Annotated in this window: 15 protein-coding genes and 1 tRNA gene; 9 read left to right on the top strand and 7 right to left on the bottom strand. The window is 53.5% G+C overall.

Annotated features, from left to right (window positions below; genetic code table 11):
- Nucleotides 1–157 precede the first annotated feature (157 nt).
- Complete coding sequence (locus P8N76_05120; protein MDG2381032.1) at nt 158–1,165, top strand: FAD:protein FMN transferase; 1,008 nt, start codon at nt 158–160, stop codon at nt 1,163–1,165.
- On the opposite strand, the gene P8N76_05115 is transcribed toward P8N76_05120, so the two are convergent.
- The gene (locus tag P8N76_05115) at nt 1,148–2,785 is read right to left on the bottom strand and encodes a M20/M25/M40 family metallo-hydrolase (protein MDG2381031.1); all 1,638 of its coding nucleotides are present in this window, start codon (nt 2,783–2,785) and stop codon (nt 1,148–1,150) included. The genes P8N76_05120 and P8N76_05115 overlap by 18 nt on opposite strands.
- Nucleotides 2,786–2,901: 116 nt before the next feature.
- On the opposite strand from P8N76_05115, the gene P8N76_05110 reads away from it, so the two are divergent.
- Nucleotides 2,902–2,988, top strand: a tRNA-Ser gene (locus P8N76_05110).
- Between the two features lie 159 nt (nt 2,989–3,147).
- Here the strand turns inward: P8N76_05110 and P8N76_05105 are convergent.
- Entirely contained in the window at nt 3,148–4,734 is a 1,587-nt protein-coding gene (locus tag P8N76_05105) for a cytochrome c peroxidase (GenBank protein MDG2381030.1), read from the bottom strand.
- A 498-nt stretch (nt 4,735–5,232) separates the two neighbouring features.
- On the opposite strand from P8N76_05105, the gene P8N76_05100 reads away from it, so the two are divergent.
- Nucleotides 5,233–6,138: a PilZ domain-containing protein gene (locus P8N76_05100; GenBank protein MDG2381029.1), complete on the top strand. Its 906-nt coding sequence runs from the start codon at nt 5,233–5,235 to the stop codon at nt 6,136–6,138.
- 425 nt (nt 6,139–6,563) lie between these two features.
- Here P8N76_05100 and P8N76_05095 read toward each other — a convergent pair whose 3' ends face one another.
- From P8N76_05095 to queC, 5 genes are all read right to left on the bottom strand, one after another.
- Entirely contained in the window at nt 6,564–7,094 is a 531-nt protein-coding gene (locus P8N76_05095) for an adenine phosphoribosyltransferase (GenBank protein ID MDG2381028.1), read from the bottom strand.
- Nucleotides 7,095–7,321: 227 nt separating this feature from the next.
- Nucleotides 7,322–8,215: an RNA polymerase sigma factor RpoD/SigA gene (locus P8N76_05090; protein ID MDG2381027.1), complete on the bottom strand. Its 894-nt coding sequence runs from the start codon at nt 8,213–8,215 to the stop codon at nt 7,322–7,324.
- 203 nt (nt 8,216–8,418) lie between these two features.
- Nucleotides 8,419–10,440: a 30S ribosomal protein S1 gene (locus P8N76_05085; protein MDG2381026.1), complete on the bottom strand. Its 2,022-nt coding sequence runs from the start codon at nt 10,438–10,440 to the stop codon at nt 8,419–8,421.
- A 291-nt stretch (nt 10,441–10,731) separates the two neighbouring features.
- Entirely contained in the window at nt 10,732–11,394 is a 663-nt protein-coding gene (locus P8N76_05080) for a lysophospholipid acyltransferase family protein (GenBank protein MDG2381025.1), read from the bottom strand.
- A 19-nt stretch (nt 11,395–11,413) separates the two neighbouring features.
- Nucleotides 11,414–12,109, bottom strand: a complete 696-nt coding sequence (gene queC / locus P8N76_05075) for a 7-cyano-7-deazaguanine synthase QueC (protein ID MDG2381024.1) — start codon at nt 12,107–12,109, stop codon at nt 11,414–11,416.
- Between the two features lie 214 nt (nt 12,110–12,323).
- Here queC and P8N76_05070 point away from each other — a divergent pair, with 214 nt between their 5' ends.
- From P8N76_05070 to P8N76_05045, 6 genes are all read left to right on the top strand, one after another.
- Nucleotides 12,324–12,893, top strand: coding sequence for a hypothetical protein (locus P8N76_05070; GenBank protein MDG2381023.1), 570 nt, complete (start codon nt 12,324–12,326; stop codon nt 12,891–12,893).
- A 172-nt stretch (nt 12,894–13,065) separates the two neighbouring features.
- Nucleotides 13,066–14,454 (top strand): Nramp family divalent metal transporter, encoded by a 1,389-nt coding sequence (locus tag P8N76_05065; protein ID MDG2381022.1) that lies wholly within the window; start codon nt 13,066–13,068, stop codon nt 14,452–14,454.
- Nucleotides 14,455–14,675: 221 nt separating this feature from the next.
- A complete protein-coding gene (locus P8N76_05060; GenBank protein ID MDG2381021.1) occupies nt 14,676–15,953 on the top strand; it encodes a glycosyltransferase in 1,278 nt (425 codons plus the stop codon).
- Between the two features lie 40 nt (nt 15,954–15,993).
- A complete protein-coding gene (locus P8N76_05055) occupies nt 15,994–16,926 on the top strand; it encodes a methyltransferase domain-containing protein (GenBank protein MDG2381020.1) in 933 nt (310 codons plus the stop codon).
- 127 nt (nt 16,927–17,053) lie between these two features.
- Nucleotides 17,054–19,855 (top strand): PD-(D/E)XK nuclease family protein, encoded by a 2,802-nt coding sequence (locus P8N76_05050; protein ID MDG2381019.1) that lies wholly within the window; start codon nt 17,054–17,056, stop codon nt 19,853–19,855.
- Nucleotides 19,852–23,043 carry a UvrD-helicase domain-containing protein gene (locus P8N76_05045; protein ID MDG2381018.1) on the top strand — a complete coding sequence of 1,064 codons (3,192 nt, stop codon included), beginning with the start codon at nt 19,852–19,854 and terminating at the stop codon, nt 23,041–23,043. Before P8N76_05050 ends, P8N76_05045 begins: the two co-directional genes overlap by 4 nt.
- The last annotated feature ends 54 nt before the right edge of the window (nt 23,044–23,097 follow it).

Raw genomic sequence — 23,097 nt, 5'->3', positions numbered from 1 at the left:
CATGATACCCATCTCAAAGCCTCTGCTCAAATCGTTCAGCGAGGGCAAATTTGGTAACTGCGACGGTTCTCGGTTAAAATAAAAGCGGAACCCGGGCCATTCCTTCTCATGTTACGCGTTTAAATCTATGTGGTTTCCGACACGAATTTTCAAATTTTTGCTTCTTCCGCTTGGTTTGGCCGCATTACCGCTCAAGGCCGAAGAGGTGCGGTTTCAGCGTTCCGATCAGCAAATGGGAACGCGATTCTCGATTTTGTTGTATGCCAAAAGCGAGCAACAGGCAAAAAGTGCGACGGATGCTGCGTTTGCTCGAATTCGCCAGCTGAATGAGATTCTCAGTGATTATCGTCCAGATAGCGAATTGAGCCAATTGTCGCGATCGGGAGTGGCAAAAAAAACGGTAACGGTGAGTGAAGACCTTTGGGCCGTATTGTCGCGTGGCCAGCAACTTACTCGCTTAACCGACGGTGCCTTTGATATGACACTTGGTCCCGTCACCACCTTGTGGCGAGCGGCACGTCAAAAGCGAGCTTTCCCGGACCAACGGCTGCTTGATCAGGCTCGGCAAGCAATTGGAGCACAGCACTTGGTGCTCTCCCCTGCAAATCGCTCGATTTGCTTCCAGCAACCAAATATGCGTCTGGATCTCGGGGGAATCGCAAAAGGTTTCGCACTTGATCAGGCGATGATCGCCATAAAAGGTGAAGGGATTACACGGGCTTTGATCGACGGTGGGGGCGATCTGTTAGTTAGCGCTCCGCCTCCCAACTCAAAGGGGTGGCGAATCGGTCTCACGGGTCTGCAGGATCAGCAGTCGCCAAGCAAATTTGTTTGGTTGGCAAATCGGGCGATTGCTACTTCGGGTGACTTGAGACAGTACGTCGAGATAAACGGCGTGCGATATTCGCATTTAATCGATCCGAAGACGGGAGTTGGCTTAACAAACAGCAGTTTGGTGACCGTGATCGCACCGACGGCAATCGACGCGGATGCCGTTGCATCCGCCGTTTCTGTGCTGGGGCCGATTGATGGTTTTAAGCTCTTGAAATCTCAAGACGGCCAAGAGGGGCGGATTGTTTATCGTCAGGATGGCGTTCCTCGCCTGCTGATGACGTCACAATTTGCGACGCTCGTCGATTCTCGACCTTTAATTGAGGCTGACTGATGCTGGGGAATTCGTGCCGTCCGACGCAGGTTCAGACGACGGGTTTTTGATGGATACCGATTGGAATTGGCCATCACGTTCGATGAGTACGGTGATGGGAAAAGGCGATTCTGAGATTAGCCGACGAAATTCTACGGGATTCTTGAACTTGATCTGGTTGATTTCGTGGATTCGATCACGGACGCGGAGCCCGGCGAGAGCCGCCGGCGAGTGTGCTACGATTCTGACGAGATTGACGGTGCCGATTTCTGCCGGATTGTCACGCCATGTGATCCCGACTCGCGTCGGCTGACCCTCCAAATCGACTGCGATCGGTAAGGGCTCCTGCTGATTTGCACGTTGGACCGTAAAGCTGGAAGCCGTCGGGGCTCGAACTACTAATTGTTGGAGTGATTCGGTACTGTCGATGGGAACACCGTTCAGCTCGAGTAACCGATCGCCTGGCTGAATGCCCGCACGGCTTGCCGCCGATCCGGCTCGTACTCGCGTGACTTGCAAACCATTCTCAACCGATTCAGCGTTCCAGATAACGCCCAGACGAGGTGACGGGGCAGGGAGTGAACGCTCGAAAGCCAGTCGTTCGCTCGGGCCTTCGGATTCGCTTGCCGCACGGAAATCACCTAGTCGATCGTCGTTGCCCAGTTGGTGCAATGTATTGAAGACCAGCTTGGACACTTCGCGCACACCGTCTGTGTTGATCAAATGAGCATCGTCGCTGGGACGATGGTAAAAATCATGCAGTCCGGTGTGGTACATCAAGATCGGGATTTGCCGCTTGAAAAACGAGTAATGATCGCTATTTTGTTTGACCTCCCAGAAGAAGTCGAGATTTAAGTCACTGCCCGTATTCGCTTCGGTGATCAAAGTTCGGAATCCAGGCATTGATCGATAACCGAATACTTCGACGCGGCCGTTCCGTAGGTGTCCGACCATGTCGATGTTGATTGCGACCTTAATTTGAGTAAGCGGAACCGTGGGGTGGGTAACCCAGTGTTCCGATCCCAGCAATCCCTTCTCTTCTCCATCCCAGAAGGCAAAGATCATCGTTCGTTTGCATCTCAATTGAGCTGCGGAAAAGGCATTGATCACTTCCAGCAGGGTCGAAACCCCGCTGGCGTTGTCGTCGGCTCCATTGTGGATTCGTCCGAAGGGTCCATAGCTGTCTTTGGGAGTCCCGTAGCCGACGTGATCGTAATGTGCCCCAATCAGGATGAATTCGTTTCGAAGTTTCGGATCGCTTCCTTCAATTTTTCCCAGCAGATTGCGGTATCCTGCACCAAAGGACTGGAAATAACGGCCGTCACGTCCGGCCGGTTCCAGATCTTGTTTGAGATATTTCATCAGGTAATTAGCGGCCGCCCGCCCGCCGCGACTGCCCGCCTCACGACCTTCGAATGTGTCATCTGACAACACATCGATGTGAGATTTGAGCTCATTGGCCGTGATGCTGTTGCGGGCTGAGTTGAGTAGGGATTCATGAGCTGTCAGGCTGTTTACCGTGGCAAGCAGGCTCAGAAAGCTCAAGATCGGTAGGAACCAACCGGGAGACCGATCGCAGGAAGCAGGGCGAGAACGTCGAGCCTGACGGATGGGGGGGGCTTCGGATTTTTTATGCGTCATCAGTGTGTGTGATATGCCTTGCAGCAACCCGTGGAATCAATAAGAATAGGGACGTTGGGCCACGTGACCTGTTCATTCCTTGGTCGCCGGCACGCCCATCCATCGGGCGAGCTCACGGAGAGGTGGCTGAGTGGTCGAAAGCGCCGGTTTGCTAAATCGGTGACCCGGTAACGGGTCCGCAGGTTCGAATCCTGTCCTCTCCGCTCAAGACTTTGAGCCCGAGATTGCCATCGGCATTCTCGGTCGCTCAACTTTTGTATCTGGCCTGACCTGCCGAAGCTGCGACTTTCTCCAGTTGTAACAGCCCGATCTATCATGTGGATTTGCCAGTAGGGGTGCTTTGGTATTATCCGCTGTGCGTTTTAAAGGGATTCCAGGAAGGCCACGAGATCTGAGATCTGCTTCTCAGTCCATGCTGTGTCGTGGGGATGGTGATGCAGCGCAAAGAGCTCTCGAAGGCTGGTCGCTCGTCCATCATGAAGTAATTGCCGACGTTGGCTGACTCCGAGTAAAGTCGGGGGGTTAAACTGGTCCACCCCCAGTTCATCTCGAATTCCTACGGAGTAAGTTTCCGGTGAGGTGTAAGTGGGGGGGCGATGGCACCGATCGCACTGTTTTTCAACGAATAACTGTTTTCCTCGCCGTTCTGCAGCCAGATTGATTCGACGGCGAGCGGCTGAAATTGAATCGGCAGGTCGCAGATTCTGAACAAAATCGGTGATTGCCAAGACGTCATCTTCCCGTAGCGGTTGTTTGTCGCCGGCGCGCATGGTTTGGTAGAGCGATTTGCGGATTTGAGCCGAGAGACTTTGTTCGGATCCCCGCCAAGACCAGGGCGCGGTGACCCCCGTGCCCAGCAAGGAAGGAATTCGCTTCGGAGCTCCGATCGTATCATCGCCAAAATTGTCATTCACGAAATCACTGCTGTGACCATCTGGATGACAGCTATGGCAACTCAGCCAGCCATCCAAGGACAAGGTCGAGTCGTAGAAACGCATCTCGCCGACTTCACTGGGTGCCAACGCGGGCGTGGGGCCAAGCGATGTGGTTGTCACTCTTTCGAAAGGCTTCAGGCGAATTTTGCTAATTTGGTCGTCAAATTGACTGGCCGCGTAGACAAACTTTTTTCCAGGCGAAAAGCTGAGTTTGAATGGGCCTTGGCCCAAATTGACACGCTTAAATTCGAGCTCATGAGCACGTCTCAGAGCCAGCTGACCTGTGCCGTTTAACGCGACGATGACGTCCCCATCGGCGGTAACCAGTATCTCTCCGGGGTCACCCGCTCCGTGCCCTTCGCGACCAATCGGAAAGAGACTCCCGTGCAGCCTATTTCCGCTTGTTCCTTCAAACGCCAACAAGCGGGAGAGCGGCAGTGTTCGGAGTAGGTTAGAAACGACTGTGCCCCAAAAAATATGATCACGTGTCGTCGGAACAAATTCATTGATTAGCTGATGTGCCACCAATAAATGGTCGCCGTCGGAGCTGATCGTCAGTCCTCGGATGTTGTGACCTGGGATTTTGACCACTCCCCGCAACGCCGGCTGCGACAAATCAATGATTGCCAGGTAGGGTCCAAATGAGTCTGACACCAACAAATACTTGCCGTTGGGTGTCAAGCATTGCAGTCGTGGTGCAAAAGGTAAGTCGATGTTTTGAATGCGTTTGCAATCTGCAGGCTCTGTGTTGCCACTGAGCTTCCACACACTGATTTGCTTGGCCCAAAGCGACGCGACCGAAAAGCGTTCGTTATCGATTCGCTGGACAGAGACCGGCATCGAAGCGACTGGGTGTCGGTTCAGCGGAACGGGGATGCCGTTTGCCGATTTCACTAGGACAACTTCGTGTCGTTGGGAATCAATCGCGGCGATCAACGATCGGTGTGGGAAACGGGTGAAATCGGCCAGTTTTGCGGCGACTGCTACTTCTTGACTCACACGTAGGTCGATCATCGAAATCGTCGATATCGTTCCACTGTCTCGATTCGCGATCCATAGCTGATCGCCCACGCAGTCAATTGCGATAGGCCGCCGCAGCCGTGTTTTCGGCTGGAACGCTGAGGCTCTTCGTTCCGTTTGGTCGTCGGCCTTTGTGCACGCGCCAGCGATCAACGCACAACAGATGGCGATGAATCCGATCGGACCGTCCGATCGTCGAGCGAATTGCGGAAAGCGTAATGGCATAGGAAGGTCACTCAGCTACGGACCTTTGATGCTAACACAAATCGACCTGATGGGTTGGATTTCCATTTGCCTCGGACAACCCATATGGCCCCTATATTCGGTGAACAGCAGCTAGGCGGCGAAAAAATATCTGTCGTTCCACCCCATTCTCGACTCAATCGCTTCCGACGAAGGCGTACTCAGTTTCCCAGAATGCTATGTATTCTATGACGGACAAGTTGGCGACCCATGGCGTTTCGATTCGATCGATTACGCCGGAGAAAAAAAATGGCCCAGGCATTAGCATCTGAACCACGACGCTGTGACACGCGATATTTGATTTCGAACTTGGAGGCAACTCGCGTCACTGTCACGATCACCAACGATCAGGGAGAGGAGCAGCATCTTGGACAGCTCGCGGACCTGTCCGCTCAAGGTGTGCGTTTTTCGCTTGGTGTGCGCTTGCCTGAAGGAGTTCGTATCCGCTTCTGCCTGGAAGTCGAAAAGACTCAATTGAAAATGCACTTTACTGGTGTTGTGCGATGGGCCCAACCCCAGGACAAAGATTCTTGGTGGATCGGGTGTCGGTTGTTTGAAATGGTCCCCCAAGAGGTGATCGGAAACCTGGCGATTGCCGGTTTGCTTGATCGGAGACGCGATCCACGTTATCAGATTGCTCATCGCGCGATTGCCAAATGGGAATTGACCAATGCACAAAAAGATGTGGAGATCGTCAATTACTCGAAAGGCGGATTCTGCCTCCGGTGTACAGATGCAAGACATTTTCCGACTGATCGGTTGATGCTATTGCTTTCCAATGACGATCAAACGATTGAGGTGTCGGCCCGAGTGATGTGGCGACGCCATTTGGATCAGGGCTACGCAGTTGGCTGTAGTTTTACGAGACTGGATTCTTTCGTGAAATTCCGCAATGTTGTCGAGCCAGAACGTGCGCTTGAGTGGGCACGGCGATTTCGTAATGCAAAGTCTATGTCCTTGTCTCGATGGTGCATCATTGCAGTGGTTGTCTTGACGGCAGTTTCTGCACTCGATCTTATTCAGGACTACCAAGTGGCTCGTCGAACCAATCAACAGACTGTCACGGAAGGCTTCTTCGAGATGATACAGGCCAGTTTTGCGGGGAAACCGGTGGGAGACGCAGTTGCTCCGGCTGATCGCGGAGATCAGCTCTGACCGCCCTCTGCGGTTCTCAGATCCTCGTAGCTCGTGATGTTGGTCTCTAAGCCGACGAGTCACTCGGTTGCGAATTGCACTTTGGTCTTGTGTTATTTAGGCAACCAAGTTATTACATTGGCGTGGAGTTTTTTGTTTCCGTGACGCAATCCGCATCCGCTGGGATGGAAACAGCGCGTAAGTGGGCTAAGGAGGGTAGTATGTCGCTTCAGGTATTTGTTGCCTTGATCAGTTTGGCGGTGGTTGTTCTGATCGCCGCAGGCGTTTTTGAACAACGAGATGACGCAACTCGCTAGGCGGCTCGCGCCTTGTCGAAGCCTGTTTCGCGTCTGCAGATCTCGTTGATGCGACGCCCAGGAATTCTGCACGCACGCAAAGCGGACGCGGTAATGGCCAGCAGGTGCGACGTTTGGCCAGGCGGCTCGCTAGTAGGTGATAAGGGTGAAAGCGTCGTGTGGAGCGATTCGTTCCCGGCCACCGAGATCTGCTAATTCAATCAAGAACGCACAGCTAACCACCTCGGCTCCGTTTTTTTCCACGAGCTTGCAGCAAGCATCAATGGTGCCGCCGGTGGCCAGCAGATCATCCACGATCAAGACCCGTTGCCCGGCTTCGAGCCCATCAACGTGAATCTCCAGCTTGTCCGAGCCGTATTCCAGCTCATATTCGAATGCGTGGGTCTGAAAGGGGAGTTTGCCGGGTTTGCGAACGGGGACAAAGCCCACATTCAGGGCCATGGCGAGCGGTGTGGCAAAAATGAAGCCCCTTGCTTCCGCAGCCACGATGGTGTCGATCTGGTGATCCCGATATTGTTCGGCGAATCGATCGATTGATTCAGCAAAAGCGTCAGGTGCTAGAAGGAGCGGGGTGATATCCCGAAACAAAATTCCTGGCTTGGGAAAATCGGGGATATCGCGAATGTACGATTTTAGGTCGAGCTGACTTGTTTCGGTCATGATCTGCTCTCAATGGGGGGGAGGGCCTCTGTAGCGCCGACGCATTCAGCCAGGAGGCGAAGCAGAACAGGCGGTCATGCACTATTTTGAGAGCCTAGTCGTCACGTCAACGTGACCGGCGGAACGCGATCCGAATGGATGATGCGTTCCAGATTTTTTGGGCTCACTCGCTCTGGAGACAAGAGGATATCTCGCGAGTGACGCGGTGGCAAGGGTCAGAGCCGAGTTCAGGCTTGAGGGGCCGTGTCGTGTCGTTCCAGCGGATCTTTGAGGCCATCGGAGAGTTTTCCGAGTGCTTCTGTCTCAATTTGTCTTACCCGCTCGCGAGTCAGTCCCAATTGCTCGCCAATTTCCTTCAATGTATGTGGTTCCAAGTCGTCCAATCCGAAACGCATGCGAAGGACGGTTGCTTCGCGAGGGTCCATGTGTTCCATCATGTGTAGAACATGATTCAGGATGTCATGTTCCAGCAGTTCGTCTTCGGGTGTCTTGGTTCGCTCATCCATCACCATTTCGCCAAGCGACCAACCTGCTTCGGACTGGTCTGTTTGAGGCGTCGAATTGTAGATGTTGATCGCTTTCTTGATGATCGGAAGCTTCTTTTTCGGGAGTCCCAAAACGCGTGCGATTTCTTCCACCGTGGGTGTGCGGCCCAGTTCCTCTGCAAGGCGGGCGTTTGCCCGACGCCATTTGGATAGCAATTCCACCATGTAGGCGGGGATTCGGATCGTCTTGGCCGAATTGATCAGAGCACGTTTGATCGATTGCTTAATCCAATAGCTCGCGTAGGTGCTGAAGCGAGTTCCCATTTCCGGGTCGAAACCCTCCACGGCTCGTAATAGGCCGAGATTGCCTTCTTCGATCAGGTCTTGGAGCCCTAGCCCTTTACCCGTGTAGCCTCGGGCGATGTTGACGACCAATCTCAGGTTAGCACGCACCATGCGATCTCGGGCACGAATGTCACCGGCACCAATCTGGCGGGCGAGTTCACGCTCCTGCTGGGCAGTCAGCAGAGCCGTTTCGTTGATTTCACGCAGATAGGTTTCTAGCGGAGTTTGAACGCTCGCATCGGAAGTTGGGATGCGGGACGTCTCTGTCGTGGTTGAGCGAGATTGTGTCATTTGCGTGCCAGGATGGTCGGGTTTAGTACCAGGGAGGAGGATAAACCTACACATCGACGATCAGGGGCGATTTCTGAAGGAGCTGGCAACCGAGAGGATGTAAAGCGGATTTGTTTTTCGTTCCGAGAATACCAAAGAAAACGACCCCAACGTTAGCAACGCGCGGGGTCGTTTGAGAATGTCGTATTTGCGTCCGACGGTACTTACTCAGCCGGTTCTGACGGTTTTTCCGGCTCCTCGGCCGGTTCGGCTTCGGCGGCCGGTTCGGCTTCGGCGGCCGGTTCGGCTTCGGCGGCCGGTTCGGCTTCGGCGGCCGGTTCGGCTTCGGCGGCCGGTTCGGCTTCGGCGGCTGGTTCGGCTTCGGCGGCCGGTTCGGCTTCGGCGGCCGGTTCGGCTTCGGCGGCTGGCTCCTCGACAGTCGACGCTTTGGCGGCTGGCTCCTCAGCAGGTCCCGTTTTGATTAACGGTCCCGACTCTCCTAAACCGCCCTTGAGATCCTTCGGGGGTTGAGCTTGAGTCGAACGATCTTCTGAGCCACCTTCACCTGCGGCCGCTTCGTCTTCCTCGGCCCAGTCGACCCGTTTGCGTGACAGCCCGATTTTCCGGTCATCCGTGTCGACTCGCAGGATTTTGACCTCGATTTCATCGCCGACTTTGACGATTTCTTCGGGGTTTTCAACCTTGTGGTCGGCCAATTCTGAGATGTGGAGTAGGCCTTCGAGCCCATCCTCGAGACCGACAAACACGCCGAAGTTTGTGATTTTGGTTACTTTCCCCTTCACCAATTCACCGGGCTGGTAACGATTCGGGATGTCGTTGACCCATGGATCTTCGTCCAGCTGCTTAAGTCCAAGCGCGATGCGTCGACGATCTTGATCGACCGAGAGCACGCGGCATTCGATCTCCTGGCCTTTTTCCAGCATTTCGTTGGGATGGCTAATTTTCCGCGTCCATGACATGTCAGAGACATGCAGCAGGCCATCGATACCTTCTTCGAGTTCGATAAAGGCACCGTAGTTGGTCAAGTTGCGAACTCGACCTTTGACCAGCGTACCTTCTGGGTAACGATCGGAAACATCTTCCCAAGGATTCTTTTGGGTTTGCTTCATACCCAGCGAAATCTCTTGTTTTTCCCGATCTATACCGAGCACGACCACTTCGATTTCATCACCGATTTGGACGAGTTCATTGGGGTGGCTGATCCGCTTGGTCCAGGACATCTCACTGATGTGGACGAGTCCTTCGATGCCTTCTTCTAGTTTGACGAAGGCTCCGTAGGACATCACGTTTACGACCTTGCCCATGACTTTCCCATTGACTTGGTACTTGTCCTCGACATTGTCCCACGGGCTGGGCGTCATCTGCTTCATGCCCAGGGCGATTTTTTCTTTTTCGTAATCGATATTAAGGATCATCACTTCGATTTCTTGATCAATATTGACCAATTCCGAGGGATGTCCGATTCGACCATGACTCATGTCGGTAATGTGCAACAGGCCGTCGATCCCACCGAGGTCGACGAACGCACCGAATTCGGCGATGTTCTTGACCACGCCTTTTCGCACTTGGCCGACTTCCAATTCGCGAAGCAATTGTTCGCGATCTTCTTGTCTCTGTTTTTCGATCAAAGACCGACGGCTAACGACGATGTTTCGTCGTGCTTCGTCGATTTTGAGAACTTCGCATTGCACGACTCGACCGATATATTCGCCAATGTCATGCGGACGTCGAATATCGACTTGACTCGCAGGGAGAAAAACATTGACTCCAATGTCGACAAGCAACCCGCCTTTAATTTTTCGAGTGCATGTGCCGGTGACGACCTGACCTTCCTCGATCGTCTTCATCATCTCTTGCCAGGCGAGAATCTTTTCCGCCTTACGCTTGCTGAGGCTGATCATGCCGTAGGGATCTTCAGTGGTTCCCGTGGCGTCTTCTACCTCTTCTACAAGTACCTTAATCGTGCTGCCTACTCCAGGCTGCTCTTCTTCTTCTTCCCATTCCGATAATGGAATAGTTCCTTCACTCTTAAATCCGACGTCGACCAGCACTCGGTCATCATCGACGCGGATGACCCGCCCTTCGACAATGCTGTTCACGTTGATATCGGCTTCGGATTCGACAGTCGTCAAACCCGTTTCTTCGGCGCCAGCCAAAGCCGCATCAATCGCGCTGATAAACTCCTGATCATTCTCCAAGCTACGAATTAAATTACGGTCGACCATCAGGTACCTAGTTTCGTCCATCGAGTGTGCAGAGGATGACGGGCTCAGCCCAAGAGCATCTAAAACTCGATGACACAAAGGAAAAGAGGAAGCCCGGCTGCAGCCCACCACACGGTAGACAGGAACGAATAGGCCCGGCGAAACCCGCAAGACTATCAGATCCTGTTTCAACCGGCAACCTCGGCAGCCCATTCGAGCCTCGGGTTGACTGGCTCGCCATACTTCCGCAGGTTGCCACTCCAGCGGGGTGCCCGACCGCCATGTTGCAGCTGAGCAAGCTGTCCGCAAAAGTCACTGGTAACTCTGGAATTCCCCTGTTTGTCGATTCTGTGCTTGTTGAAAGCAGTTCGATATTCGTGTTTGGAGACATTTCACTAGCTGATCGTCCGACAATTTAGCGATTTCCTCGGGGGAGATTGGCGATCCGAATTGGATGTGGATTTGCGAACGGCCCGGTAACCTTTGCCCACGCGGCCAAGCTTCGAAAGCGCCAGCGATCGCGACGGGAAGCAAGGCAACCGTCCCGCGGCGGGCGAGCGAGCAGAAGCCCGGCTTGAGCGGTCCGATTTGGCCGCTGAGAGTGCGGGTGCCCTCGGGGAAAATCAGCACCATCTCCTCCCGTTTCAGCCGCTTCAGCGTTTCCTTGATACCGGATAACCCAAAGCCGTCACGTTGAATCGGGATGGCGTCGTACCAACGGATCAGCCAACCGAGCATTTTCGAGTCAAACAGCGTGTCGCGAGCGAGATAGTTGAGACGCCGATCGCAGGCCAGGCCGATCAGGACCGGATCCAAATAGCTTTGATGGTTCGAGCAGACCAAGACACCACCGCTCATCGGGATCTGATCACGTCCCTCACAGCGAAGTTGGAACCAAATCACGCCTGCCAGTCTGGCTGAAAGCTGGGTCAATTTGTAGGTGATTCGCTGCAGGAAGGATTTTGATTGGGCCATCTGTCGTTACCGATGCGGTCTAGCGATTGGCGTAGCGAATTGGGTCGGGAATGCCGTTGGTCTCAAAGCCTCGCAGCCGCAGCAGGCAAGCGTCACACGAGCCACAGGCGGCTCGATCGGGGCCCGGATCGTAACAGCTTGTCGTCTGGCCGTAATCAACGCCTAATTCTAGCCCTCGCTGAATGATTTCGGCTTTTGTCATCTGCAGTAGAGGGGCGTGCAGTTCGACCCCGTGACCTTCCACGCCGGCCTTGGTGGCCAAGTTTGCCATGGTTTGAAAGGCGAGGATGTACTCCGGGCGACAGTCTGGATAGCCGCTGTAATCGAGTGCATTGACGCCGATGAAGATATCTCTGGCTGGTAAAGTTTCTGCAAACGCAAGCGCGAATGAGAGAAAAATCGTGTTTCTCGCAGGAACATAGGTGATCGGAATTGTGGCATCGATTTGTTCTGCTGTTTCCCGCTTCGGGACTTCTAAATCGGAAGTTAACGCTGAGCCTCCGAAGGCTCGTAAATCGAATTCGATGAGCGAGTGGTCCTTGATCTGCGCCGCTTGGGCGATTTTTTTGGCGGCCTCGATTTCGTACTCGTGCCGCTGACCGTAGCGAAAGGTGATTGCACACGGCTCAAATCCCTGGTGTCGGGCGATTGCCAACACGGTTGTGGAATCGAGTCCCCCACTCAGGAGGACGACCGCCTTGCGGGTGGCGTTCATGGTTGATGCCTCAAACGGACGATGGATGAAAGCAGGCTAGCAGAATCGGATTGTAAGCGGCCTGAGCAAGGTCGCCCAGGCCATCCATTTTTCCAGAAAGCTGCCTGACCTGAAGATTCGGCAAAGTCGACTTAAAGGTTCTCGTTCGTCACAGCCGAAACCGGATCTAGATCAATCGACTAATGGATTGGCGCGATCGATTGGAAGGGATCCCATGTTACGTTTGCTTACCGTCTTTAGCTGTCTTTCGCTGATTAGCACGCTGGGTTGTTCGATGTGTGCCAGCTCGCACGATTGCAAGTTTGCGGCTTATGGAGGCCTACGAGAGCGGGCCGATCAGGTGCACGGGCGCGTGGGGTCGATCCTCGATCCGGCCAGTGAATTGCCCCGTAAGCCGAAGGAAATTGCCAACGAACCGACATTGGCGGATTTGATTAAACCGCTCGATCAGGATGATGCAGACGCTGATAGTCAAATCGAGGCCGAAGTTGATGTGTCACCGATGAACTTCACCGATGTGATCGCATCGGATGATCCGGCCGCCGAATTTCAACCCTTCGGCGACGATGCAGACGAAGTCTCGGTCGCCGAATCGGATGAGAGCCGGCCTCGCTTGGTCTCAATTCTGGATGCGGATCCGCTGCAAGATTCATCCGCCGATTCTAAGGCGATCGTTGATGAAGAAAGTCATTCGTCACTTCGCTTAAGCGATGCGAATGGCAACGAGCTACCACTTGAATCCGAGGACCTGAGTGAGCAACCTTCAGCTTTGTCAGCTCGCTGATCTTATTTATCAGTTGTCGGTTTTCGTTTTGCAGTCGAGCAGGCAGTCGAGTAGATAGAGACAGCGATACTCGAATGTTCGTCTAAAGTTTGCGATTCACGCCAAAGTCGTATACGCTTTCTCCGACGCGTGGCGAAGATTATCGGTGGCTTCAGGCGATAGGGGTGTTGTGATGGCTCAACAGAATCCGGATTCAAGTGCAGAAGGCGGCCCGGTAGGACCCCATGATGCGCCAACCACTTTCGGTGGAATTCTCAAGCAAGTTGGCCCCGGATTGATCGTTACGGCTTCGATTGTCGGTTCCGGCGAACTGATCGTTACGACGAAGTTGGGTGCCGATGTGGGCTTCGTTTTGCTGTGGTTCATCATCTTCGGTTGCATCATCAAAGTCTTTGTGCAAGTTGAGTTGGGACGCTATGCGATTTCGCATGGCCGAACCACTTTACAGTCGCTTAATCAGGTGCCCGGGCCACGCTACATCGTGAGCTGGGTGGTTTGGGCCTGGTTACTGATGTATCTCGGCACCTTTATCCAACTTGCCGGAATCGTTGGGGTGATCGGCGGTGTGCTACAGCTTGGCGGGCTGAACTTGTCCGATACGGCTTGCGCTGCGTTGATCACTATGAGTTGTGCGGTGTTATTGGTGATCGGGCGATACCGGCTGATCGAGACCGTTTCGACAACCATGGTGGCTCTGTTTACGCTGTTTACAATTTGCGCAGTGGGTGCCCTTTACTGGACTGATCTGGCGGTGACGTCTGCAGACCTTGCCGAGGGGTTTCGCTTTCGGCTGACAGACGATTTTACCGTCGCATTTGCCGCATTTGGAATCATCGGCGTGGGTGCATCGGAGTTGATCTACTACCCGTATTGGTGTCTCGAAAAGGGTTACGGCAAGTCAGTAGGGCCGAATGATGGATCCGCAGCTTGGGTCGAGCGGGCAAGAGGATGGATGCGAGTGCTGCTTGCCGATGCTTGGCTTTCTATGATCGTTTACACCGGTGCCACGGTCGCATTTTACATTCTGGGGGCAGCCGTTCTGCACGGAAAAGGTATCGAAGTCACCAAAAAAGACTTAGTGCCAAGTCTTTCCGAAATGTACACCGAATCCTTCGGACCGGTTGGATTGTGGACGTTCATTGTCGGGGCCTTTGTCGTGCTGTATTCCACTGTTTTTATTGCCACCGCGTCCAATGGTCGTCTACTGGCGGATGCACTTGGCCTCTTTCGCTTGGTGCAATCCAAAGATCAAAAGCAACACGATCTGTTGATTCGTATCTCCTGTGTTGCTTTGCCGATTGTTTACTTTGGATTGTACTGGAGTTTCAGTGATCCGCTTGCTTTGGTCATTGTTGGAGCGCTCGGGCAGGCAATTATGTTACCCCTGTTGTGTATCGCAGCACTCTGGTTTCATCATACGGGTTCAAAATCTGCATTACGTTCAAACCCCATGTGGACGGTTTGTCTGTGGGGCGCGTCCTTAGCGATGGTTATCGCCGGTGGATATCAGTTAATTGAGGTGTTAAGGAAGTATCTTTTCGAGAGCGGTGTGGTGCAGTAGCTACGAGTTTCGGTTCTCATCTTGACGTGCCTGGTGACCTTCTGGGGTTGCGCGGGAGTGTTACAATGCAAATAAACACCCGTCCGAGCAAGCTTTCCCGAGCTATGCTTTTGCTGGCAAAACCGGATCAAAGGCAATCCGCCCGACGTTGCAATTCGCTTGACCGGAACAATCCGCTTGAGCTGTTAGCCGCTTGAGCTGTTAGAAAGATCAGTGAATTCGTGAGTTCATCGCGCGAGCCAACGCCCAGTCAAGTGGACGTCCCGGCGGGAAGTCCGCAATCGGTTCTTCGTCAGCCGCGACGCGGTCAGTATCCCGCTGTGCCACCGGCCGAGTTTGCGGATCGGCCGATTCGGGTCGCAATTGTCTATGCGGTCCTCTACCGATTTCGCATGCCCATTTTTCGCCGTCTGTCGTCCGATGACGGATTGCGAGTGAAGATTCTGGTTGGACAAGGTGTACCCGGAACCAAGTTCTCCAACGCCCCTGATGCATCCGGAGTCGATGCGGAAATCCTCTGGACACTGCAAAAGCAAGTGGTCAGCACAGGGCGCAGCGTCACGATGATGTTCAACCCCACTTTGCCATTCCGCCTCTGGCGATTTCGTCCTGATGTGTTGCTGATCCAGGGGGGGATGTTACCGAACAATTGGCTAACCTGGGCCTACTCGAAATTGACGGGAACACCGGTTGTCTGGTGGAGCCTTGGGGAAGTCAGGGAACGCAAGTTTAATGGCCTTTCCGGGAAATATCGGAAATGGGTTCGAGCGGTTGAAAAGACCAGTGATGCGTTTGCCGGCTACTCATCGCCTGCGGTTGATTATTTCTTGAGTCAGGGCTATCCCGAAGATCGATGCTTTAATCTGGTGAATGTCGTCGACACGGATCTTGTTGCCGAGCAAATGCACGCGACCCAGGATCAGGTGCCCGCGCTTCGCAAGCAGCTGGGGTTGGAGGGCCAGCAGGTGATCCTGTTTGTTGGCTCTCTGATCGAGACCAAAGGAATCGATACGCTGCTGCGAGCTTTCGCGCGACTTGACAGTGCTGCCGATTCGGCCAAGCTGCTGATCGTTGGTGATGGACCGGAACGTGAAAATGCAGAGCGTTTGGCCGTTGAACTGGAAATCACCGAACGGGTGATTTTTGTCGGCGCTGTCTACGAAGGCGTGTCAACTTACTTTCAACTCGGAGATTTGCTCGTACTGCCGGGGACGGGAGGGCTCGCGATTTCCGAAGGCATGGCTCATGGTCTCCCGGTCATCTGCTCGATCGGTGATGGTGTTGAGCTGGATTTGATTGATGACGGTGAAAACGGTTTTTGCGTTCCGCCCAAAGACGTGGATGTCTTGGCAGAAAAAATAGCCCATTCCCTTGAATCGCCAGAACGGTTGCAGGAAATGGGTGAGCATTCGCTCAAGATCATTCGGGAACGCGCGAATATTGACCGATATTTGAATGAAATGCGCGCGGCAATTTTTCGGGCTCTCGAGCGACGTTAGGGACCTTATGGCAACACCAGCGGACAGTTTGCTGCCTTCGATGAAATGCCCAGCCTGTGGTAAGCAGGACTGGCGACCGCTCGTTGCCACAACCGGTGGTGACTACGTCTATTGTCGACATTGTCGCTATCACATTCGGTTGGATGATGGCGAAGAAGCACGCTCTGACAAATTTGAACAGGAACAACAGGATTTCTATGGGGACGATTCGTTCTGTATGACGGAACTGTTCGCTGAATGCCAAGAATGGCGAGTTGCCTGGCGGATGCGAGTCGTCCAAAAGTATTTGAGCTCGGGCAGCTTGCTTGAGGTCGGGCCTGGTAATGGGCAGGCACTCAATCGGTTCGCTGAGCTTGGCTATCAGGTGACGGGGGTTGAGCACTCGTCGACAATGGCTCAGCTGATCCGCGATCGCTACGGAATTGACATTCGCGTGGGGGCCTTTGAAGACCAACCGTTTGACGATGAATTGTTTGATGCGTTCCTTTCTTTTCACGTCATCGAACACGTGACTCAGGTTGAAGCTCATCTACAGAAGGCCGCATCGGTGATTCGTCCCGGTGGTTTCGCGATGATTGCCACACCCAATGCTGACAGTTGGGAGCATCGATCGACCGGAACGCTGTCGCCCAATTTTTCCCCCGCCCATCTGCAATTGTTTTCCAAACAAAGCATGAAACGTCTGTTGGAAGATTCGGGCTGGCAGTTGGTTGAAATTATTACGCCTTGTTATACCGATGCTTGGTTGCGGGTTGCCTCATCCGTACTCAGGCGAATGCGAGGCAAGCAGACGGCCGCCGGTGAAATGGTCATGGCGAGCAACACGCCGTTCCGTCGTCGGTTGATCAAAGCACTTCGTTTTGTCGATTGGCCTCTGCGTACGGTTCAATGCGGTCTTGGAGGCGGTAATGAATTGTTCGTGGTCGCGAAACGAACCGAGGAACTGATTTTGCCTCCCGCTGTTGGTTCCTAGCGATCTCCGTTGCAGTCCCATCAATTCAAGTCGATCGTCGCTTTTCACGCGGATTTGTCGGACCCTAGCCCCTTCTGTTATCGTGTAGCGATTCACAGGAACGGATCGTCGCACGGTGGAAGGATCGATGGGCATAAAACGAGTTTTTCTTGATTGGCGGCGAGCGGCTCTTCCCGCGGCCGTCAACTATCTGGCGGATCGAATCGACGGTGAGGGCTGTTGGGATTTGAGTTCCGTCGTGATGGTCTTGCCGGGAGCGAGGGCAGGGCGGCGACTTCGTGAGGTTTTCGCGGCGGAAACCGACTCCCGAGGTTGCGTTTTTTTTCCACCGCAGATCACGACGGTTGGGAAATTACCCGAATTGCTCTACGCACGAAAAAAACCTTTTGCCACAGATTTGGTGCAAAAGCTGGCGTGGGCCTCCGCGTTGAAGAACGCAGGCCGGGAGACGTTGAGCCCGTTTTTGAATGACATTCCCGAGGCGAGCGACGACCCTCGCTGGTTGGAGACAGGGGCTCTGCTCTGGAATTTGCATCGTGAGTTAGCGAGCGACTCGCTGGATTTCAAACATGTTGTCGCCAACATGGCGGAAGCAGCAGGTGATCGCGAGAAACGACGCTGGCAATCCTTAGCTCAACTGCAGGAGCAATATCTGGCCATCGTCGATGGTTTGGGATTGTGGGATCGTCAGACGGCACGGCTGTTTGCCATCGAGCATCAAGAGTGCCAGACCGCCGGTGAGATTCTCTTGTTGGCGACAGCCGACATGAACCGTGCGATGCGTCTCATGCTGGATCAGGTGAGTGATCAAGTTACGGCTTTGGTGCACGCTGATCAAAACCATTCCCAGCGGTTCGATTCACATGGCTGTTTGGTGCCCGCGGCATGGCAGGATTTTCAGATCCCTTTGCAGGAATCACAAGTGCTCCAAGTTGAATCTCCGGTGGATCAGGGTCGGGCTGTTGTCGATCGTTTGGTCCATTTAAAAGGTCGTTTTGCGGCTGCCGAAATCACCGTTGGCGTACCGGATGAAAAGATGTTGCCTTTGATTCAACAGCAGCTGCAGCATGCCGGACTGGCCGCCCGTTGGGGACCAGGTCGGTCGATTGAATGTGCACCGCCACTTCGTTTATTGCGGATCCTCATCGATTATCTGCAGAAACCAAGCTTTGCCTGTTTCAGCGAACTGGTGCGCCATCCCGACATGGAACATTGGCTTGTCACTCGCTGTCAGGTGTCGGATGACTTCATGACAAGATTGGATAAATATCAGAACCAGTATTTGCCCCTGCGGTCACCGGAAACCTGGTACGAAACAAACGAAATTGCGGATGTCATCGAGGCTGTTGACGGGCTGTTATTTGGACTCAATACGCCCCCTCGAGCACCAGCTGCCTGGAGCAGTCCAGTGTTGGAAATCCTGAAAAGCTTGTACGACGAGCGTGCGTTTGATCCTGGAAATGAACAGGATCGAATCGTCTTGAGCGGCTGTGAAGCGATTCGCGATGCGTTGCTACAGCTTGAGCATATTCCCGCTGCTTTGGCGGTGGAAGTTAGTTGCGATCAAGCACTGTTGATGGCAGTTGATTCGATGGAGAATTTCCAACTCCCTGCGCCGATCGATAGTAAGGCGATCGAGATGTTGGGATGGTTAGAGTTGCCGTTGGACGACGCGCCAGTGTTGATGATCACGGGGATGAACGAAGGGAATGTGCCGACTTCAAGTAACGGTGATTTGTTTCTCCCCAACTCCCTCCGATCTGATTTAGGGTTAAATGACAATCTGCGCCGCTATGTGCGAGATGCTTATGCGTTGACCGTGTTGGCACATTCCCGTCGCGAGCTGTGCTTGATTTTAGGCCGTCGTGACTGGCAAGGGGATCCGCTCTCGCCAAGCCGATTGTTGTTTGCAACCGATACGGACACGATTGTGACTCGTGCCTTGCGCTTCTTCGCTGAAGTTGATGAAGATGCTGACTTGATTGCCGTATCACCAAACCGCGTGGAACGCGAGCACCATCAGTTTTTTGTTCCCGTGCCAAACGCTTCATCGCCAGTGGAATCGGTTCGTGTCACTGATTTTCGTGCCTATTTGGCCTGCCCCTACCGATTTTATCTGGAGCGGATTCTAAGGCTGCGATCATCGGCTGATGGGCTGCGTGAATTAGACGGTGCGGCATTTGGAAAGGTCTTGCATGAAGTCCTCGATCGATTTGGTTCTGGCGCAAAAAAAGATTCTCAAGCGAAGGACATCATTGCTGAAGATCTAATGCAACATCTCTCAAATGTTTCGGCAGAAATGTTCGGCAGTCATCCCTCAACGGCCGTTCAGGTGCAAATTGTTCAGATGCGGCAACGGTTGGAGGCCTTTGCTGAGCGACAGGCGGAGTGGCGAGCAAAGGGCTGGCAGATCTGCATGACAGAAGATGATGTGCAGACGACCTGGGGACCACTCGGTGATGGGATTGAGCTGCGCGGTCGCATTGATCGCATTGACCAAAACGAGCGAACGGGCGAATGGGTGGTGCTTGATTACAAGTCGGGAGACCAAGGAGACACGCCACGCAAGAGCCATCTCGGGAAGAAAAAGGGGGTCGCGGTCGCCGTGGAGGATTGGATCGATCTTCAGTTGCCCCTCTATCGTCATCTGGCGCCGAGTCTTGGTTATGAAGGCCCCTTTCAACTGGGGTACGTGTCCTTGCCGAGAGAAATTGGCAAAACGGGTTTCCAGCTTGCCGATTGGAATTCTGCGGAACTGGCTCTCGCCGATCAGGCGGCTGTCAAAGTCGTGCAGCAAATTCGAGCCGGTGTGTTTTGGCCGCCCACTGTTCCGCCACCTGCCTTTAGTGAGCCATTTGCAGCGATCTGTCAGGATCAGGTCTTTGACCGGCAGTTGGAAAAGGCTGCGTCCACGCGGGGGCAATCATGAATTCATCGATAAAAGAACAGCTGGATCATCCGGCCCTCGAAAATGTTGTGATTCGTGCTTCCGCAGGAACCGGCAAGACTTTTCAACTTTCGAATCGTTATCTGCAGTTGGTGCTTGCAGGCCATCCTGTCGATCGTATCCTCGCGACGACCTTCACCCGCAAGGCAGCTGGTGAAATTCTTCAACGAGTCATGTTGCGGCTCGCCAACGCCGCATCTGACGAAGGAAAGTGCAGAGAACTCGCCGCACAACTCGGCTGGCAGCAGTTAACAACCCAGCAGTGCCGATCCGTATTGCGACGCATTACTCAGCAGCTTCATCGTTTGCGAATTGCAACTCTCGACGCTTTTTTCTTGCAGGCGACACAGGCTTTGAGCCTTGAGTTGGGATTGCCTCCGGATTGGCAAATTATTGATGAGTCGGAACAGCAACAGATGAGCGATGAAGCGATTGCAAATCTGCTGTTGGATGAACAGACCGACACGGTTGTGCAGTTAATGCATTGGTTGACGAAAGGGGAAGCTCGCCGAGGTGTTCACGATCTCGTCCGGGATACGGTGTCGAACGTATACGAACTGTTCTTGGAAACAACGCCGGCTTGCTGGAGCGGGGTGCAGAGACAAACTGTCTTGGAAGAGCGGCTATTGGAGGAGACGATCCAGGACGTTTTGTCTGTCGAAATGAAGCCGTCTGTCAAGAAAGCGGTGGAACGTGATTTGACGAATTTTGCCAATCAAGATTGGGATGGATTCATCAAGAAAGGTGTCGCTGCAAAAGTGGCGAAGGGGGAAACAAAGTTCAATCGAACGGAATTGCCTCCTGAATTAGTGCAGCCCTATCAACGGCTGGTGAATCACGCGGTTGCCGAACTTTGCAATCGGATTGTTTCGCAAACAGAAAGCACCTATGAACTTCTTCAGCGTTATCACCAGCAATACGAGACGCTCAAATTTAACCGGCGATCACTTCTGTTCGGCGATCTCTCCCGCTGCCTGGCCGATTTTCAACGCACCGGTCAAATGGGCAATTTGGCTTTCCGGCTGGATGGTTCGATTGAGAGCTTATTGTTGGATGAATTTCAGGATACCTCCCTGTATCAGTGGGAAGTGATTCGACCCTTTGCCGCTCACGCGGCCAGTGCCGATTCTTCTGACCGCTCGTTCCTCTGTGTCGGAGATCAAAAACAGGCGATTTACGGTTGGAGAGGTGGCGATGCGGAGCTGTTAGATGCGGTGAACGAGGAACTCACCCATACGACCCGTGGTGAGCCGCTCAATGTAAGCCGTCGCTCTTCGCGGGAAGTGATCTCTGTTGTCAATCGGATCAACCAAAATATTGACGCGCATACAAATTTGCTTTCAGGACGAGCCGCAGTGGAGGGTTGGTGTGAGTCATTCCCCGAGCATAAAACGGTTAAGGAAATGGAGGGGCGGGTCGTGGCGCGGACTGCGCCAGCAGCGGAGGATTCCGAGAAACAACGCGATATCACTTTGCAATATGCGGCAGCACGCGTGAAAGAAGTGGCCAATCAGGCTCCCACAGCTTCCATTGCTATCCTGGTAAGAGCCAATGAAAGCGTGGGGAAGTTGATTTACGAATTGCATCGACTGGGCGTCCCCGCGAGTGAAGAGGGTGGGAATCCGCTTGTTGACTCGGCCGCGGTTCAACTGATTCTGTCTTTGATGCGATTGGGCGATCATCCTTCGGATTCGATCGCTCGATTTCACTTGAGCCAGTCACCATGGGGCCGGCGTTTGGGTCTGGAGAACTATCGCGACACAGAGCAAGCCATTCGCTTTTCGCGTACCGTTCGTCGCGAACTGGCAGAAAACGGATTCGGCAATGCCGTGCAACGGTGGGCCGAACAGTTGCAACCGTGGTGCAATCGACGCGAGTGGCGACGGTTGATGCAATTGGTGGAATTGGCTTGTGTCTATCAGGATCAATTGGAGACTCCACGTGTTATTGGACAGCAACTACAGCATCGATCAGCGAATCGATGTGACGGTTTTGTGGAATGGATCGAGAGCCAGAAAGTTGCCGACCCATCGGAGGATCGCGTGCGAGTGATGACGGTGCATCAGTCGAAAGGTCTGCAGTTTGATTACGTTGTTTTGCCCGACTTAGATCGTTTGCTGACGCCGACAACTCCTCGTTGTGTGGTTCAGCGACCGAAAGCGACCGAAAATATCAATCTCGTTTGTCGTTATGCAAATGCCGATCTTCGTCGTCATTTTTCTGCGAATGTCCAACAGATGTTTGATGATTTCTTCACCCAGTCGACGCGAGAACAATTGTGTGTGATGTATGTGGCGCTCACACGGGCCGTTCATGGTTTGGAACTGATCATTGCCCCGTCCGCCGCGAACGAAAAAACAATTCCCGCTACCTCTGCCGGCCTGATCCGTGCCGCAGTGAACAAGCAAGAGCCCTTGTCGCCCGAAACGCCGTTTCTTGAAAAGGGAAACGAGGCGTGGTGGAAAGAACTGTCAGCAACATCGGCAGTCGCACAGCCCGTGGAGCAAATCGTTGATTGTGTGCAACTCGCGCCCCGAGTCACGGCCATGCATCGTGGATTCGAGGTGGCGCAACCATCCAGTCTGGAAGGTGGAGGGTTTGTTCGCTTGGGGAATCGATTGAGTTTGCCGAGTGCAAGCGCGATGCAATTCGGATCACTGATTCATCTGTTTTTTGAACAGGTCCGCTGGATTGATCAAGATCTTCCCGAGCAACAGGCTCTTGCAGAACTGGCGCGTCAAAATGATGTGGATGAGTCTCACATTGAAAAAGCTTTGAATAGCTTTAGGGAAATGATTGCACAGCCTCAGGTGACGCGCCTGCTCTCTTCCTCCAGTTACGCGGATCAACTCGCTGCCGGGAGCGGGCGACGTTTGGAGGTGAAGAGTGAGCAAACGTTGAGCGTTTCCTTGGGAGATACCATTCTCTCGGGAGCGATTGATCGACTAGTCATCACCTTTGAACGAAATCGACCTGTTGCGGCTGACGTGATTGATTATAAAACGGATGCAGTCAAGAGCGCTCAAGAAATGCAGCAACGTGTCGACTACTACCGACCTCAACTGCAAGCTTATGGAGCGGGCGTCCAGCGTATGTTGCGTCTGCCTCCAGAAAAAGTCACTGCCCGTCTGCTGTTTTTAGCGCCGGATAAGGTTGTTACCATTCGTTAGCAAGTAACAACAGCGATTTTGTTCGTGAATTGGCATCTGGCTGCTAGGGCTGAT

The organism is Pirellulaceae bacterium (genome assembly GCA_029243025.1).
In the GTDB taxonomy this organism is placed as follows: domain Bacteria; phylum Planctomycetota; class Planctomycetia; order Pirellulales; family Pirellulaceae.
This window is presented reverse-complemented; position numbering and strand designations above follow the sequence as displayed.

What these genes read in the sequence shown, in the direction of transcription:
- P8N76_05115 (MDG2381031.1), bottom strand. Translation starts at nt 2,785, where the DNA reads ATGACGCATAAAAAATCCGAAGCCCCCCCCATCCGTCAGGCTCGACGT.
- P8N76_05105 (MDG2381030.1), bottom strand. Translation starts at nt 4,734, where the DNA reads ATGATCGACCTACGTGTGAGTCAAGAAGTAGCAGTCGCCGCAAAACTG.
- P8N76_05100 (MDG2381029.1), top strand. Translation starts at nt 5,233, where the DNA reads ATGGCCCAGGCATTAGCATCTGAACCACGACGCTGTGACACGCGATAT.
- P8N76_05095 (MDG2381028.1), bottom strand. Translation starts at nt 7,094, where the DNA reads ATGACCGAAACAAGTCAGCTCGACCTAAAATCGTACATTCGCGATATC.
- P8N76_05090 (MDG2381027.1), bottom strand. Translation starts at nt 8,215, where the DNA reads ATGACACAATCTCGCTCAACCACGACAGAGACGTCCCGCATCCCAACT.
- P8N76_05085 (MDG2381026.1), bottom strand. Translation starts at nt 10,440, where the DNA reads ATGGTCGACCGTAATTTAATTCGTAGCTTGGAGAATGATCAGGAGTTT.
- P8N76_05080 (MDG2381025.1), bottom strand. Translation starts at nt 11,394, where the DNA reads ATGGCCCAATCAAAATCCTTCCTGCAGCGAATCACCTACAAATTGACC.
- queC (MDG2381024.1), bottom strand. Translation starts at nt 12,109, where the DNA reads ATGAACGCCACCCGCAAGGCGGTCGTCCTCCTGAGTGGGGGACTCGAT.
- P8N76_05070 (MDG2381023.1), top strand. Translation starts at nt 12,324, where the DNA reads ATGTTACGTTTGCTTACCGTCTTTAGCTGTCTTTCGCTGATTAGCACG.
- P8N76_05065 (MDG2381022.1), top strand. Translation starts at nt 13,066, where the DNA reads ATGGCTCAACAGAATCCGGATTCAAGTGCAGAAGGCGGCCCGGTAGGA.
- P8N76_05055 (MDG2381020.1), top strand. Translation starts at nt 15,994, where the DNA reads ATGAAATGCCCAGCCTGTGGTAAGCAGGACTGGCGACCGCTCGTTGCC.
- P8N76_05050 (MDG2381019.1), top strand. Translation starts at nt 17,054, where the DNA reads ATGGGCATAAAACGAGTTTTTCTTGATTGGCGGCGAGCGGCTCTTCCC.
- P8N76_05045 (MDG2381018.1), top strand. Translation starts at nt 19,852, where the DNA reads ATGAATTCATCGATAAAAGAACAGCTGGATCATCCGGCCCTCGAAAAT.